12 protein-coding genes and 6 tRNA genes are annotated in these 15,883 nt (G+C 36.5%); 8 read left to right on the top strand and 10 right to left on the bottom strand.

Annotated features, from left to right (window positions below; all coding sequences use genetic code 11):
• Window positions 1-208: 208 nt before the first annotated feature.
• The 6 genes from AW729_RS05860 (at window position 209) to AW729_RS05835 (ending at window position 827) form a co-directional block, all read left to right on the top strand.
• Window positions 209-281 (top strand) — tRNA-Asn (locus AW729_RS05860).
• A gap of 9 nt (window positions 282-290) precedes the next feature.
• Window positions 291-364: transfer RNA gene (locus tag AW729_RS05855), tRNA-Ile, on the top strand.
• Window positions 365-372: 8 nt separating this feature from the next.
• Window positions 373-447: transfer RNA gene (locus AW729_RS05850), tRNA-Glu, on the top strand.
• 109 nt (window positions 448-556) lie between these two features.
• Window positions 557-640 (top strand) — tRNA-Leu (locus AW729_RS05845).
• A 25-nt stretch (window positions 641-665) separates the two neighbouring features.
• Window positions 666-740: transfer RNA gene (locus AW729_RS05840), tRNA-His, on the top strand.
• 14 nt (window positions 741-754) lie between these two features.
• A tRNA-Asn gene (locus AW729_RS05835) sits at window positions 755-827 on the top strand.
• Between the two features lie 680 nt (window positions 828-1,507).
• Here the strand turns inward: AW729_RS05835 and AW729_RS05830 are convergent.
• Window positions 1,508-2,908 (bottom strand): carbon starvation protein A, encoded by a 1,401-nt coding sequence (locus tag AW729_RS05830; protein WP_112124229.1) that lies wholly within the window; start codon window positions 2,906-2,908, stop codon window positions 1,508-1,510.
• A gap of 369 nt (window positions 2,909-3,277) precedes the next feature.
• Between AW729_RS05830 and AW729_RS05825 the strand changes: the two genes are divergently transcribed.
• Window positions 3,278-4,876 carry an AarF/ABC1/UbiB kinase family protein gene (locus AW729_RS05825; RefSeq protein ID WP_112124228.1) on the top strand — a complete coding sequence of 533 codons (1,599 nt, stop codon included), beginning with the start codon at window positions 3,278-3,280 and terminating at the stop codon, window positions 4,874-4,876.
• 199 nt (window positions 4,877-5,075) lie between these two features.
• On the opposite strand, the gene comE is transcribed toward AW729_RS05825, so the two are convergent.
• The 9 genes from comE to AW729_RS05780 form a co-directional block, all read right to left on the bottom strand.
• The gene (comE, locus tag AW729_RS05820; RefSeq protein ID WP_112124227.1) at window positions 5,076-5,651 is read right to left on the bottom strand and encodes a sulfopyruvate decarboxylase subunit beta; all 576 of its coding nucleotides are present in this window, start codon (window positions 5,649-5,651) and stop codon (window positions 5,076-5,078) included.
• On the bottom strand, window positions 5,651-6,160 hold the full coding sequence (gene comD, locus AW729_RS05815; RefSeq protein ID WP_112124226.1) for a sulfopyruvate decarboxylase subunit alpha: 510 nt from the start codon (window positions 6,158-6,160) through the stop codon (window positions 5,651-5,653). Before comD ends, comE begins: the two co-directional genes overlap by 1 nt.
• 116 nt (window positions 6,161-6,276) lie before the next feature.
• Complete coding sequence (comC, locus tag AW729_RS05810; RefSeq protein WP_112124225.1) at window positions 6,277-7,308, bottom strand: L-sulfolactate dehydrogenase; 1,032 nt, start codon at window positions 7,306-7,308, stop codon at window positions 6,277-6,279.
• Window positions 7,309-7,320: 12 nt separating this feature from the next.
• Window positions 7,321-8,346: a phosphoribosylformylglycinamidine cyclo-ligase gene (gene purM / locus AW729_RS05805; RefSeq protein WP_112124224.1), complete on the bottom strand. Its 1,026-nt coding sequence runs from the start codon at window positions 8,344-8,346 to the stop codon at window positions 7,321-7,323.
• 161 nt (window positions 8,347-8,507) lie between these two features.
• Window positions 8,508-10,415, bottom strand: coding sequence for a beta-CASP ribonuclease aCPSF1 (locus AW729_RS05800; RefSeq protein WP_112124223.1), 1,908 nt, complete (start codon window positions 10,413-10,415; stop codon window positions 8,508-8,510).
• A gap of 353 nt (window positions 10,416-10,768) precedes the next feature.
• Window positions 10,769-11,389: an archaeal proteasome endopeptidase complex subunit beta gene (gene psmB, locus AW729_RS05795; RefSeq protein ID WP_112124222.1), complete on the bottom strand. Its 621-nt coding sequence runs from the start codon at window positions 11,387-11,389 to the stop codon at window positions 10,769-10,771.
• Window positions 11,390-11,591: 202 nt separating this feature from the next.
• The gene (locus tag AW729_RS05790; protein WP_112124221.1) at window positions 11,592-12,449 is read right to left on the bottom strand and encodes an Mrp/NBP35 family ATP-binding protein; all 858 of its coding nucleotides are present in this window, start codon (window positions 12,447-12,449) and stop codon (window positions 11,592-11,594) included.
• Window positions 12,450-12,844: 395 nt separating this feature from the next.
• On the bottom strand, window positions 12,845-13,753 hold the full coding sequence (locus AW729_RS05785; RefSeq protein WP_112124220.1) for a methanogenesis marker 7 protein: 909 nt from the start codon (window positions 13,751-13,753) through the stop codon (window positions 12,845-12,847).
• Window positions 13,738-14,262, bottom strand: coding sequence for a hypothetical protein (locus AW729_RS05780; RefSeq protein WP_112124219.1), 525 nt, complete (start codon window positions 14,260-14,262; stop codon window positions 13,738-13,740). The genes AW729_RS05785 and AW729_RS05780 overlap by 16 nt, the downstream gene beginning before the upstream one ends.
• A gap of 276 nt (window positions 14,263-14,538) precedes the next feature.
• Between AW729_RS05780 and AW729_RS05775 the strand changes: the two genes are divergently transcribed.
• Window positions 14,539-15,846: a TraB/GumN family protein gene (locus AW729_RS05775; protein WP_236951201.1), complete on the top strand. Its 1,308-nt coding sequence runs from the start codon at window positions 14,539-14,541 to the stop codon at window positions 15,844-15,846.
• Window positions 15,847-15,883: the final 37 nt, after the last annotated feature.

Raw genomic sequence — 15,883 nt, 5'->3', positions numbered from 1 at the left:
TGTTTTTTTTAAAGTATATATTTATTCATTTTTTCTTTTTTTGATTTGGTTTAAGGATTGTTGGATAATTTAATTTGCCATAAAGTATATATACTATAAAAACATATCTTAATATGTACTACAAAAATTATACTTGTTTTTAAAGGATTTTGTAGTAAAGTATATATATGAATAAAAATATATAATGATATGTAAAATGGAAAAATGTGCCGTCGTGGCTCAGTAGGTAGAGCGTTCGGCTGTTAACCGATTGGTCACAGGTTCAAGTCCTGTCGACGGCGCTTAATTTTGGGCCCATAGCTTAGCCAGGTAGAGCGCCCGGCTCATAACCGGGCGGCCATGGGTTCGAACCCCATTGGGCCCATTTTATATGCTCCGATAGTGTAGTCCGGCCAATCATTTCGGCCTTTCGAGCCGAAGACTCGGGTTCGAATCCCGGTCGGAGCATTTTTCTAGAACCTTTGTTTTACTTAATTTAATTTAATCAATTCAGATTCTAGAAGAATTATTTATTTACAAAGTTCATAGTGTATGCGGTAAAAGAAAATTTTAATATGCGGGGGTGCCCGAGCTGGCCAAAGGGGACAGGCTTAGGACCTGTTGGCGCAGGCCTACCAGGGTTCAAATCCCTGCTCCCGCACCTTAGAATACATGAATTTTTCATTGCCGGAGTAGGGTAGTGGTTATCCTTTGGGACTGTGGATCCCATGACTCGGGTTCGATTCTCGGCTCCGGCCCCATTTAAAAAAAAGATGCCGTCGTGGCTCAGTAGGTAGAGCGTTCGGCTGTTAACCGATTGGTCACAGGTTCAAGTCCTGTCGACGGCGTCAATACCTTTTTTCAAGATATTGCATTATTTTTTATACTGATTTTATCGACTTTTTAATAATGTATTATAATCTTTCAAGTCATCTTATTGTATATATTCCTATTTTATTTAATGAATTTCAAGTTGTTTTAATGATTTTGTTCTTAATCTTTATATACTATTAGTGCCATATTATTTATTATACCTATAGGGGTATAGGTATTAGTTATTTCACTCCAAGGTAAAAATATAATTTAGTTAAAATCGCCTATTATAAAACAAAAAAACACGCCTATTATAAAAAATGTTTAAAAATTTTAATCAAATTATATTCTATTGTCAACCAATAACAACATCCGATTATTGGTTGATATCAACATACTTTTTTTTAATATACTCATTATTACAATAAAACTTATAAAATCAGATTATATTCTCCAAATCTAAGGGTAACTCTTTTTAAAAATAATCCCTATTGGCAGATTACAACATTTTACTGAATTTTCATACTTTCTTGGAAATTCAATCCATACAAATAAACACATGTCATCGGCATTATCCAGATGGTTGAAAAATATTAAAAAAAATAGTAATGAGGATGACTTCAAAAATCACATCATCCCTTTTTCAAAGCAAATAACATAATTTACTTTGTAGTCTTATTCCATTTATCTTTCAGTAATGAATTGAAGTTACTAATTAAGTTGCATTTTTGTTTCTGTATTTTTTAATAAAGAATGCCGCGACAGCTGCAGTTGCAATTACTGAAATGATATTGGCAATGGTGGAGGATATACCCAAACCTTCAGGTGCCTGCAGTATATATGCAAATGCAATTAAAGTACACACGATTGCCGGAAGCAATGTGATGATATACATTTTTTCTTTTTGAATCAGATAAGTCGTTGCAGCATACAATACTATTGTAGCCACTATAAGTTGTGACCAGGCAAAGTATCTCCAAATTAAGCTAAAGTCCATAAAGGTTAATCCGAATGCTACTAAAAACAATGGTACAGCTATCTTTAATCTTGAAGTCAATTTTTCATGATTTAAATCAAACTCATCGGCAATAGTAATTCTTGAACTTCTAAGGGCAGTATCTCCTGATGTAATAGGACAAATCACAACTCCAATAATGGTCAGGATTAAACCGATACGTCCCACTAATGTAGTGGCCATTTGATTAACTGCTATTGATGGTGATGCACCATATAAAACTGCAAGCTGTGGCTGTCCGTTGAAAAATGCCATTGCAATGGCCGCCCAGCATAGTGCAACCAATCCTTCCAATACCATGGCACCATAAAATACGGGTCTTGCATCCCTCTCGTTTTTCATACATCTTGCGACAATCGGTGACTGGGATGCATGAAAACCACTTATTGCTCCACATGCAATGGTAACAAATAGATATGGGAAAATATTTTTATCTGTTAAATACAGTCCTTGTGTTGTAAACTCTGGAATGGTGTATGCAGGGTTTAATATTAATGCCCCTGTCATCAATACGGCCATAATAAGCAGTAATGCTCCAAAGATTGGATATATTCTTCCAATAATTTTATCGACCGGAAATACGGTTGCAATAAGGAAGTATAGGAATATGATTAAAGTCCAAATAAGGATGGGCATGTTGGTTAAATTACTGAGTAAATCCGCAGCTCCTGTTGCAAATGTAGCTGAAACAAGAATACCTGTTATTACGATAAGAACAGCCATAATCTTTCGTATTGGGCTTCCCAGATATTTTGAAATTATATTGGGCATTGTGGATCCATCATTTCTCAAAGACATGAATCCTGAAAAGAAGTCATGAACTCCTCCGATGAACATTGTACCTAAAACAATCCATAAAAATGCTGCAGGACCAAATAATGCTCCTTGTATTGCTCCAAAAATAGGTCCTAAACCAGCAATATTTAAGAAATGCACTAAAAAATTCTTGATTTTTGACATTGGTATATAGTCAACGCCATCCTGTAATCGGTATGCCGGCGTTTGAATGCTCTCATCTACACCAACCAGTTTTTCAATAAATTTTCCATAAACAAAATATGACGCGATTAATACTAAAAAACAAATTATAAAACTATACATAAATATCTTTCTATTCTTTTTAATATAAAAAAAATTAGTGATTGATTGGTATTTGTTCTCGTTTGCCGTCTGATTTATTTAATGAGGATACATATTTATAATCTTCATAACATAATTATTAAACAAAAAGTTCTTAAATTAAGATTATTAAAAAAGTGATGTAATTTAATTCACATATTGCTTTTTAAATCTGTTAAAACCATACTTTAAACCATAACTATTAAATAAAGCAGGGATATTAATAAATAAATGTAGAATATGCTATTTGCAGTTTATTGTCATTATGGGTGATGATAAGTAGTCTTTACAATCTTTTTTCATGCTTTATTTTTTAATGGGATAATTAACACTTAAATGGAGATAATGAATATGGATAAAGAAACTAAACAACGTTTGGGCGAAATTCGTGAGGTCATAAAAAAATATGGCTTCGATAAACTGTTGGGCGAAAGTGCAAAGAATAAGCTACACCAAAAAGATGGGGAAGATGACTCTTATGATATAATTGAGGATAATGAGGTTCCTGAAAAACTCCGCTTGATGCTGCAGGAATTGGGTACTACTTTCATCAAGTTGGGTCAGCTATTAAGTACGAGACCTGATATCGTTGGTGAAAATATAGCATCCGAGCTTGCTAACTTGCAGGATGACAACCCTGCAATATCCTATGAACAGGTCAAGGCTATAGTTGAAAGGGAACTTAATGGTAATATCGATGAATTGTTCTCTGAATTTAATCATGAACATCTGGCTACGGCTTCCATCGGTCAAGTTCATGTAGCCAAGTTACCGACCGGTGAAAAGGTTGCCGTCAAGATTCAAAAAGAGGGCATCACCGATAAGATTGACCTTGATTTAAAGATTATGAAATACCTAGCCGTTCGTGCAGACAGATGGAACAAAAGTCTCCGTAAATTAAATTTACCTGGAATCTTTGATGAATTTGATCGTTCAATCCACAAGGAAATTGATTACAACAATGAATTCATGAACATGCAGCGTATCGAATTCAACTTTGAAGACAATCCATATATTCATATTCCCGTTACCTATCCTAAGTACTGTTCATCAAAAGTTTTAACGATGGAATTTATTGAAGGTACAAAACTCAATGATGTCTATGCAAGTGAGGGTGATGAATTTGATAAGAAGCTTTTGGCAAAGAATGTCCTCGAATCATATCTTCAGCAGCTGTTTATTGATGGATTCTTCCATGGCGATCCACATCCAGGTAACATCCTTATATTAGAGGATAATGTGGTATGTTATCTTGACTTGGGTATGATGGGATTCTTTGATGAGGAATTTAAACGTAATCTATCAGAGGTAATGCTCTTATTTGTTGACCAGGACGTTGATGGATTGATAAATCAATTGATGTACATGGACATATTGGATTATGACATCGATACGAAGTCTTTAAGAAGGGACTTGAATGATTTGTTCGGAAGATACTTCGGTGTTCAGCTTGACCGCTTCGATGGAGTATTGGAGGCATTGCTTAGTCTTATGCAGGAGTATGGCGTAATTCTTCCTAATGAGGTAGTTACCATGGCGAGGGGTCTTTCAATGATTGAATCCGTTGCACATAATCTTGACCCTCAAATTGATGTTTTCTCATCAATCAAACCCGTGGCTTCCCAAATTGCCAAGGAAAGAATGAGTCCTAAAAAGTTCTTGAAAAGTAAAAAAAGCAATCTTATCCTCTATGAGCACATGCTCAGTAACTTGCCGAAACTTCTTACAAGGACTATTCATAAGATTGACAATGAGGAGTTACAGTTCCGCTTTGAAGTTGACATTACTGATAAGGTTTCAATAGTTGCACTGGTTTCAGCACTTATAATTGGTTCTTCTGTTGTTTCCTTCGGTCCAATGGTATTTGACATGCCGTTGATTTCATTGATCGGATATATCATTGCCATCATCTTGAGTGTTATTGGTCTTAAGAAATTCGTTTTAAAATAAATCAGGAGTATTGGGAATAACTCTTTCCAATATTCATTTTTTTACAGCAATTTTAATCTTCTTCTAAAACTATTTTTTTCATGATTTGATGGGGGTATGCTGTTTACCGAAGGTCATGTATTCATGTTTGTCTCATTTTTTTTAGTTTCTTATAGGTCTAGTTATAAAAAAAGTGGTGGATGAGGGGTTTTGGGTTCATCTAGCGTTTCTGGATACTTTTCATGAACCTGTTTTTTATTTTTGATGGAGTGTATTTGATGTTTTTGGCATCCGAATTTCCGGCGTTGACTTTGATGTGAAGTACAATCGGTCCTTTTTTATTCAAATATTCATTCATATCTATATGGTCAGTATTATCCTTTGCATCAATATAATATACTTCTTTTATTCCAACGCTGCGTGCAATATTTGCTATGTTTACCTCTGATGCATATGTTTTCTGAGAACCTGTAGAGCCATATGCTTCATTGTCGATGATTACGACAATCAGGTTTGTGGGATTTTGCACATAGACTGTTACAAGCTCACCAAGATTCATCAGTACCGATCCATCACCATCCAATACGATGACCTTCCTGTTGTCATTATTTTTTTCCAATGCCATGGACAGGCCTAATCCTATAGGAGTTGCCATGCTCATGGATCCGAGCATGTAAAAGTTATTTTTTGATTCTCTTATTTCATGCAGTTCCTTTGACGGAACACCTATGTTTGAAATTATCAGTTCATCATTCAGGTCTTTGACAACTGCCCTGATTACATCATATCTTTTCATCATTCACACCTGGTCCAATAATTGATATCAAATAGCAATGCTATTGGCTCCTCACTGATGGATGCCATGTTCCATGCCCTTTTAATGTATTCTGTCGACTGTGCCGGATGGTTAACCTTTTCATAGAATATGTCAATGCTGTCTAATATCTTGGTTGTGGCCTTGCCCATAGGCACCTGTCCACATATTCCCTCACCAAAGGTACCCCTATGGCTTATAATCATCAGAATTGGAAAGTCATATAGTTTAAACAGTGAAGTCAACACGTTCACGCTGTTTCCCAGTCCCGAGTTCTGCATCAGTATCGCTACTTTCATGCCGCCCATGTATGCTCCTGCACAGATTCCGAATCCTTCCTCCTCTCTTGTAACAGGTACATGGGTGATTTCTTCATCCTCATCGATTAGTTCTAATAGTTTCTTTAGGTTGGCACATGGAACACTTACTATAAAGTTGATTCCTGCCTCTTTAATGCCATTGTATATAACATCTGTACTGTCCATATTAATTCCACTCTCATATGGTTATATGTATAATAATGATTTTTTTCAAATCTTGTATATTAATTTTTTTCAAAAAAAGGTAAAATGGTTGGGGGGGTGAAGTAAGTGTCTTAATCAGTTGCTTATTCTTCGAAGTATGACTGGATATCCAATCCTTTTTCCTGTGCAATATTATTTAACTGTTCATATAATGAGGAGTCTATGTTGATACCGTTTTCCTTGTTGTTTCTTATGTTTTCAACTTCACGGTCTCCCGGTATTACACCATTTTCTTCACGGATTTCCCTTATGAACTGGTCTGTAAAGAACTTGAATTGCATTGAGCCTGCAAAGTGTTCAGGGTCTATTACTATTAGCAAATCTCCCTTGGTACACATGTCATCGGGTGTTGCGGTACCCTTTACGCTTTCTCCTACTTCTGCTCCTACCAGTGGACCTGCCAAGAGTTCAAACATGAATGCCAATGCGTATCCCTTGAATCCACCGAAAGGTAATATTGAACCTTCGAGTCCTTCAGTTGGGTCGGTTGTTGGTTTACCGTCCTTGTCTAATGCCAATCCTTCTGGTATTTGTTCATTTTTTCTTTTTGCCTGTAGAAGTGTTCCTCTTGCGGTGATACTTGTTGCCATGTCTACACAGATGTAGGTGTGTATGTCATCTGATGGTATGCTTATTGTTATCGGATTTGTACCGAGCATTGCCTTTTTACCGCCAAATGGTGCCATTGCAGGTTCCGTGTTTGATATTACAATTCCCACCATGTCCTGAAGGCTTGCCATATCGGAGTAATAACCGGCTATACCGTAGTGGTTACTGTCATGTATTCCTACAATTCCGACACCTGTTTCGGATGCCTTTTTAACTGCCAGGTCCATTGCCTTTACCGTAACATAATGGCCGAATTTATGGTTTCCGTTAATCAGTGCTGTTGCGGCGGTTTCTTTTTCTATTTCATAGTCTCCTTCTGTCAGGATTGTTCCTTTCTTGATGCTTTCGATGTATTGTGGGAATCTTCCTATTCCATGTGTGGAGAATCCCTTAAGGTCCCCGTCGGTTATGACGTCTGCAACTATTTTGGCTTCGTTATCCTTAACGTTGTATGCCTTCAATATCTCCTCTATTAGTTTTGTTTCATTTTCAACACTTATCTTCATAGTGTATCCTCCCTATAACTCTATTTGTTCATTATCTTTTTCTATCAGGACTATGTTTGAATCATCCTCGATTACCTGTCCGATAACATAGCTGTCATGGTGTTTGTTTAATATTTCAAGTGCCTTTTCTTCATATTTCTTGTCTAATATTACTGCAAATCCGATTCCCATATTAAATACGTGGTACATTTCTTTGGATTCAATTCCGGTTGCCTGTATTGCCTTAAATACTGGAAGTGTTTCTGGTAAACTGTTTATGTAGTAACTCATGTCATGATTCAATCTTTTAAGGTTACTGAATCCTCCACCTGTTATGTGGCCTAATCCGTGCACTTCAACATCTGAGTCCAGAAGGTCCATTATTGCCTTTACGTATATTATTGTTGGCTCGAGCAATGCTTCCCCTACTGTTATGCTGGAATTTGTTGGTAACGGGTCATCCACGTTATAGTTTGCAATGTCAAGCAATGCTTTTCTTGCAAGACTTAAACCGTTGCTGTGAACTCCACTACTTGCTATACCTATGACGATATCTCCATCTGCTATATTTGATCCGGTGATTATCTTGTCCTTGTCAACAATTCCTATACCTGTTCCGGCAAGGTCAAAGTCCTTGATAATCTTTGGTAGTGATGCTGTTTCTCCACCGATCATTGCAACGTTTGATTGTTTACATCCTTCTCGGAGTCCTATTGCTATTTGTCGTGCTACTTCAGGATCCGGTTTTTCCACCGCCAGGTAGTCCACCATTGCTATTGGCTTTGCACCGACACATAGGATGTCATTTACAACCATTGCTATACAGTCGATTCCAACGGTATCAAACTTGTTCATTAAGTTTGCTATTAATATTTTACTTCCGACACCGTCTGTACTCATTGCTATTGCCTGTGAACCAAAGTCAACCAGGGCTGCAAAGTGACCATCGTTTTTTATAATATTTTGATAGTCTAATGTTTCGGATAATTCTCCTGTAAGTGCTTTGACTGTCTGTTCTTCTAAACTGATATCTACACCTGCTTCAGAATATGTAACCATTATTTTCACCTTTAAATGATAATTGTTATATTTTAAATAGTAATTTCTTTTTCGTCCTGAAAAATAATTTCTTAATTAATATATAATTATATATCTGGTTTATCAGTTTTATATTTTAGTTTTTTAATATCATTAAAAAGAGAGAGTTTGTGGGGAGGTTACTATTGTAATCTTGTGGTTTCAAGATTCATAGGGGTTTTTGTTTCAAGCTTGTATGAACGGTATATGCTGCTTGCCAGGTCAAGTGCCTTATATGCATCTCCGTGACATACAAGTATCTTGTCAGGTTTTGGTGACAGTCTGCGTACATATTCCATCAGTTGTTTTCTGTCACTGTGACCACTGAATCCGTCGATGGTTACTGTCTCGAGGTTGATGTGGTATAGTCTTGTCACGCCGTCATCATCCAGCGGTACTTCTTCCCATCCTTTCTGTATTCTTCTACCTAAAGATCCCTCTGACTGGTATCCTACGAAGATGATGGTATTTCTTTCATCTTCACACATGTGTTTGAAGTATTCCACGGAGTTTCCTCCTGTAAGCATACCTGATGTTGAGAGGATGACGCATGGCTCGTCACTTTCCTCGATGTTTCTTCTTTGTTCCTGGTTGGTAACCTTCTTGAAGACTTCTGATATGAATGGATTTTTGCCTACGTGGAATATCTGGTCTCTGAGGTCGTTACTTAGGTATTCTGGGTGGGCGGTGTGTATTGCGGTTGCCTCCCAGATCATTCCGTCAAGATATACCGGTACGTCTTTTAGTATTCCATGGTTTATGTACTCTTCCAGCACTATCATTATTTCCTGTGCTCTTCCCACTGCGAAAACAGGTATGAGTACTTTTCCTCCACGGTTTAACGTTGAATATATGGTTTTTATCAGTTCTTTTTCTGCGGAATTTCTTGTAGGGGTTACGTCCTCATGACCACCGTAGGTACTTTCCATTACCATTGATTCTATACGTGGGAATCTTGTCACTGATGGCTCGAGCAGTCTGCTTTTTTCGTTTTTGAAGTCTCCCGTATATACGAAGTTGTGTTTTCCGTCACCGATGTGAAGGTGGGCCATAGCTGAACCTACGATGTGACCTGCGTTGTGGAGGGTTAGTCTTATGTCGGGGGAGATGTCTGTTACCTCTCCGTAGTCAAGACATATGGTCTTGTTGATTGTTTCTTTAACGTCCTTTATGTTAAACGGCAGTGGATTGTCCTCCCTGTGGGATATGTCTATGTGGTCCTGCTGCAGTAGTGTCATAAGGTCTCTTGTAGGGGTTGTACAGTATGTTGGTCCTTCATATCCGTAGTGGTATAGGTATGGTACGAATCCGGTATGGTCGAGGTGTGCGTGTGTTACGATTACCGCATCCAAGTCATGGAGGTTAAATTCCGGAACGTTCAGGTATGGATATGATGTTTTGTCATCTACTCCGGCTACGTTTACTCCACAATCCAGTATTACTTTACTGTTGGGTGTCTGTAAAAATAGGCATGATCTTCCAACTTCTCTGAATCCACCAAGGGATGTTAGTCTTGTCCAGTCATTGTCGAATACTGCTTCTCTGTGGATTCTTTTACCTAGTTTTTGCAGGAATTCCTTTCTGTCTTTGCTGTTTCTTTTCAATGTTAGTCTTATTCTTTGAACGGTTTCTGATGTAATCGGAGGGGTTCTTAGTATTTTTGGTGCCCATCCTGTTTGTTTTACGATTTCACGGGATGTTGCTCCATATTTGCCTATTACCAGTCCCGGTTTTTTGGATTCTATGATTACTTCGCATGTCACGTCATCAAAGGATATGTCTGTTATTTCGGCTTCTTTTGGAACTATCTCTTCGATGGTTGTTATTGTCTCCTGTGGTTCCATCAATACGGATTTGTCCGATCGTATGATTATCCTTTTTCGGATATCCTTTGCCAAGTCTCTTATTAGGCTTCCGTTGTCTTTAATTATTTCCGGATTTTTTGTATAAATAACTATTTCCGGTCCTTCAAATTCTACTTTCGCTAGTTTAACTCTTTCAGGTAAGTTTTCAATGATTTTTTCTTTAATTTCTTCAATCATGGCACACATAATTGATCACTCTCTCTAGTATTCTTTTTTAATTTTTTTACCTAATTTTAATTATTAATCTAGAATTAGTTTAGTTTTTGTAGTTTGTTTATTCAATAATAATTATTTTAATTTAAATGGAATTTTAAAAAGTATTAAATTACTTTTAATTGAAATTATAGTTATATTTTAATAATAAGTGTATTTTCGAATTTTATAAATATAACTAGCTTAATTATTTAATGTTTAATTTTATTGGAAAATAAAATAAAAATTTTTAAAACAAATCTATTTAATATTTTGTACTATCTTATATATAATAGTTCTTTTTTTTTAATGTGGAAAAAAAGTTGAAGAGTGTTTAAAAAAAGGGTTTATAGATTACTTTTAATTTCATCTATTTCTTCTTCGGTGTATATTTTCATACCATCTTCGGTGATGGTTGCTAATCTACAGCCGTTTCCTGAATAAACATCTCTTTCCATGGCTGAAGTTAATGCCTTAACTGCTACAAGCTTTCCTTCTTCAACGGTTAAATCTTGGGTGTATCTGTCTTCAAGAACCCCATAGGCATATGGTGAACCGGAACCAGTGGATATGCAGTCGTCTCTCATGTAACTTCCACTTGGATCAAGGGAGTATAGTTTTGCTCCATCCTTGTCGATTCCACCGATGATTGTCTGTACCATGAATGGTCCTGATTTTAATATGTTGCTTGTAAGAACTGCAAGTGCATCAATGGACATGTCTTTTCCATTTCTTAACTTGTATAGGGATATTTCCGCTTTTATGACGTCCATTAATGATTGGGCGTGTGATACTGTACCTGCTATGGTTGCACCTATCTTGTCATCCAATTGGAACAATTTGTCTGCTCCTTTATTTGCTACTAATGAACCCATTGTTGCTCTTTTTTCTGTTGCTAATACAACACCGTCTTTACATGCGAATCCTACTGTTGTGGTTCCTTTGAAATTTTTTTCATTATCCGTCATCATTTCACCTCATTTATTTTTACATGATTGGTTAATGTTATAACTTTTTATATTTTTTATTTTTTCATTGTTGATTTTACAATAATATTATTTTATTCTCATACTATAAATAACTTTTAGTAATTAAAAGATTCTGGGTTGGAATATGACGTTTAAAAAATATGTAAAAAATACCATAAAAAAAGAAAAAGGGTGATTAAATTTAATCCTTATTGAAGTATTCTTCCTGAATCTTCTCTGCAATCTTAATAAATGCCTTTGCAGCACCACTTTCAGGGTCTGACTTGACTATAGGCGTATCATATTTGTCTGCAGATTCTGATACTTCCGTTCTGAAAGGCAGGTCACCTAAATATTTAACGTCCATTGCATTTGCAAAGTCAAGACCTTTGCTGTCCCCGAAGATGTTGAATTTTTCATTACAGTTTGGACATTCAAAGTAGGACATGTTCTCAACAAGACCTATATTGTTGATGTTTAACATTTTGGTCATTGTCACACACTTGATAACGTCCTCTTCGGAAACTGAACTAGGCGTGGTAACCATAACAGCCGCATCCAAGTCAGGTATTGTTTGAAGAACGGTTAAAGGTTCATCACCGGTACCAGGAGGGTTGTCGAATATCATGACGTCAATATTGCTCCATGCCACATCGGATATCAGCTGTTTGATGGCACCCGTTTTTTGAGGTCCTCTCCATATGATTGGTGAACCCATATTCTCAATCAGAAATGCCATTGATGCAACAAGTATTCCATCGTCGGTTTCTACAGGCAACAGCTTGTTGCCTTTAACTCCCATTTTTTCTCCTTCAATTCCCAACATCTTAGGAACGTTAGGTCCGTGGATATCAACATCAAATATTGCAGTTTTCAAGCCCATGGCATTAAATGCCTGTGCCAAGTTAACAGATACTGTTGATTTTCCCACTCCACCTTTACCACTCATAACAGCTACCTTATATTTTATGTTAGCTAAATTACGAGTTATATTAATATTTTGTTCTAGCATAGCCTTTCTATCTTCATCAGATAAGTCGGCTCCATGTTCATGTGCCATTCGTTTTTCAACTCCATTTTTGAATGATTAAATATATCCATGAGTATGATATGTTATTGATTTATTCATTCGATATATAATCATTTAAAGATTATTTTATATAAATGTATGATTCGTCCTGAAATAATAATCAGATATGAATCGCTTTCATGATTGACTATTGACGTGAATGCTTCGATGTTTGTGCGGATATTAAAAAAGAAAAATGTTGAATGGGATATCGAGGTATTTATCTATTTTACTTCATTTTTTTAATCGGATATGTCTGTTGCTTTAACTTCAATCACGTCATCTATTGAAAACAGGCAATACCAATAGATTGACTTTATTGTAATGCTTGGAATTTGGAAAAATACGATGAAAAATTGCTAAAAAAAAATATGGGGAAGTGGAAATTAGTATAATGAAGTTTCAGGTAAAATCTTAACGAGGATATGGTCATACATCTTGGATTTTTTAATCTCGGAAATATCGCCCAAACGATAACCTTCAACCTCGACGTCTGCTATCTCATCGTGGAACTTGTCAAATGGAAGCTTAACGCGTACACCGTCAAGCTGACTTACCAGTGCCATAGGGGCATTGATATGTGCTACCTCTGGAACCTTGCGTTCCAGTGCTATCTTGACGATAATAGGGGATACAATCAACGGATCATCCTCAATATCCTCTTTCTGCTTGGATATGATATCCTCTGATACCTTGACAAGCTGTCTTAATGCCCTGATGTTTTCTCCACGTTTTAATCTACGTGGAATTCTACCGAAACCGGATACATAAGCATTGGCATTGATTTCCTCCGCCGGAATTTCGGGACTACCCGTAACAATAACTGGAATATCAATATCCTCAAACAGATGGGTTTTCTTACGTATGCAATCATCAAAACTGCCCAGTGAAAATATTGCAAGGTCATGCTCCTCGATTAGATCCTTCTCGGACTTGCTAATCTGTGAGATTCCCTTACCGGCACCACGGGCCAGACCAATCATGTTTGTCTTGGTACCGTATCTTCTCATGTACTCTGCTATATCACAGGCAGCATGAGGCAGATGCTGCCGTGCAAGGGTAGGTGATACAACGGCTATTTCGGTACTTGCAAGCGGTGAAATTTCAACGCTGCCCAACAGCTCCTTAGCCTTCTGTTCTATTTTATCAGTATCCTCTGCAGGTACGGCCATTGTTATGGTAACATCCAATTGCTGATCATTTTTTTGTAAAACAAATCCACCTAAATCTTCAATTAACTCTTCAATTTCATTATGTTTATGGATTCCACCTGAAAATGTCATTGTTTCATACATAATTTACTCTCCAATAATTGATAACGTTTGTTAATCCGTTTAATAATATCAAAAGATACATTTTTATGTGATGGGACTATAATCATGTTTTCTGCTTCATCAACTTCATCCTTCATATAGTCTGGGACAACCACATAATCATAGTCGTCATCAGTAATGAAAAATCCCATATCCTCCACGGTATCTGTTAAGAAATTACTGTATACTTTAACTTTAATATCTTCTCTTTTATATTTGTTCTTATCATTATCCTCTATTAATGATTTGATTAAATTAATCTTCTCTTCATCACAAACTGTGTTGAATCTTTCTGAAATGCTGTTTATCGAATCTAATAACTGAGTATATGTATTCAGTTTAACCGGTATTTTCGGAATATCCACGTCTGTCTCGGACAATGTTATGACAACATCAGCATCACTTATCCGGTCAACCGTCACAACTTCATATTCCTCTACATTTGATAATCTAAGAATATCCTCACACATCGGTGTAGTAATTATTTTCATCAAATCACATCTACTTAATATGATTATTATATATGATTTTCATCATTTAACTATTTAATCCATACACAAATCCAATATTTTAAAAAAGATGTTATCTATAAATATTAAATATTAACAATAAATTTTATTCAAATGATATAAAATAATAGAAAAACAGGATATATTAAACTAATATAATCAATCTCATCATATAATCGGGATTCAAACAAACAGTTAATACTTTAAAATACTAATTAAGGACATTCGATATATTAAATTAAATAAACGCGTGATATTATGAATGATGAAAACATAACCAATGGGGATACTCGAAGAATTTTTAACAAACCACCAATAATAAGATTATACAATCCGACAATCACGGTTAACCCATCAGAGGAAGAATCCGACGAAGAAGAATTAAATGAGCCAATACGTGAACCAAGACTTGAAATCGTACCGACTGCACACATCTCCAAGGATAGTGTTGAAAAGGTAAAAGAGGTAATCTATGAAAACAGGCCTGAAATAGTTGCAATAGAATTGGACGCGGGAAGATTCCAGGCATTGCTGGACAAAGAAAACGGCATTCAACGTAAAGAGGAATTTGACTTGAAGAAGATGCTCAAGGGATCAAATCTTATAGTAACGCTTGTCAGCTCATTTCTATCATCAAGCCAAAGAAAAATGGGTGAAGAAGTAGGAGTGGACCCGGGTTCCGAGATGCTAGAAGCATACCACATAGCAAGGCAAGTAAACGCGGACGTGGCATTAATCGACAGAAATATTCAGGTAACCTTAAAAAGAACAATTAACGGTATGAGTCTTCGCGAAAAACTAACCTTTGGATGGGAGTTGTTGAAGTCATTCTTTATCGATGATGAAATGGAAGAGGACCTGAAAGAAGAGGTCGAAATCCTAAAGCAGGAGGATACCATCAAGGAGGTAATGGAGTTTTTCAAGCAGTCATCACCCGGCGGATACAACGCATTGGTACATGAAAGGGATGCATATATGGCATATAACCTTAAAAGTCTTGAGGAACATAACGTGGTTGCAGTGGTGGGTGCCGGACACAAGGAGGGTATAACAACATACCTGAACAATCCCGATACAATCCCTGAGTTAAGCACAATAAACTATGTCAAGGAATCAAGAATATCCATAATCCAAGTAATACTCTATCTGATACCCGTAATATTCATAGTCCTATTTATAATGGCATTCATGCAGGGAATAAACATTCAGGGAGGAATAGTAAATTACATACTCTTTGCCGGAGTAGGGGCATTTCTAGGTTCATTGTTATCAGGCTCCAAAATCCAATCTGCAATAGTGGCATTTCTTGTAGCACCGATAACGGTCATACATCCAATCCTGGCTGCGGGATGGTTTTCGGGACTGGTAGAGGGAAAACTTCGACATGTGGGATGGGACGATTTGCATGGTTTGTCTGACTTCGATTCATTCAGGGACCTTTGGCATAATCAGCTGTTTCGTGTCATCCTTGTTGTAATTGGTACAAACCTCGGATGTACAATAGGCGTACTGCTTACAATAAACAACGTATTTCTGCCATACATCCATTCCATATTCGGAATATAGATAAGATTATAGATTGCTTAAATAGGATAATACGATG

This window comes from Methanosphaera sp. BMS (assembly GCF_003268005.1).
Classification (GTDB): domain Archaea; phylum Methanobacteriota; class Methanobacteria; order Methanobacteriales; family Methanobacteriaceae; genus Methanosphaera.
Note: the sequence above shows the minus strand (reverse complement) of the source record. Positions and strands in the feature narration are given on the sequence as shown.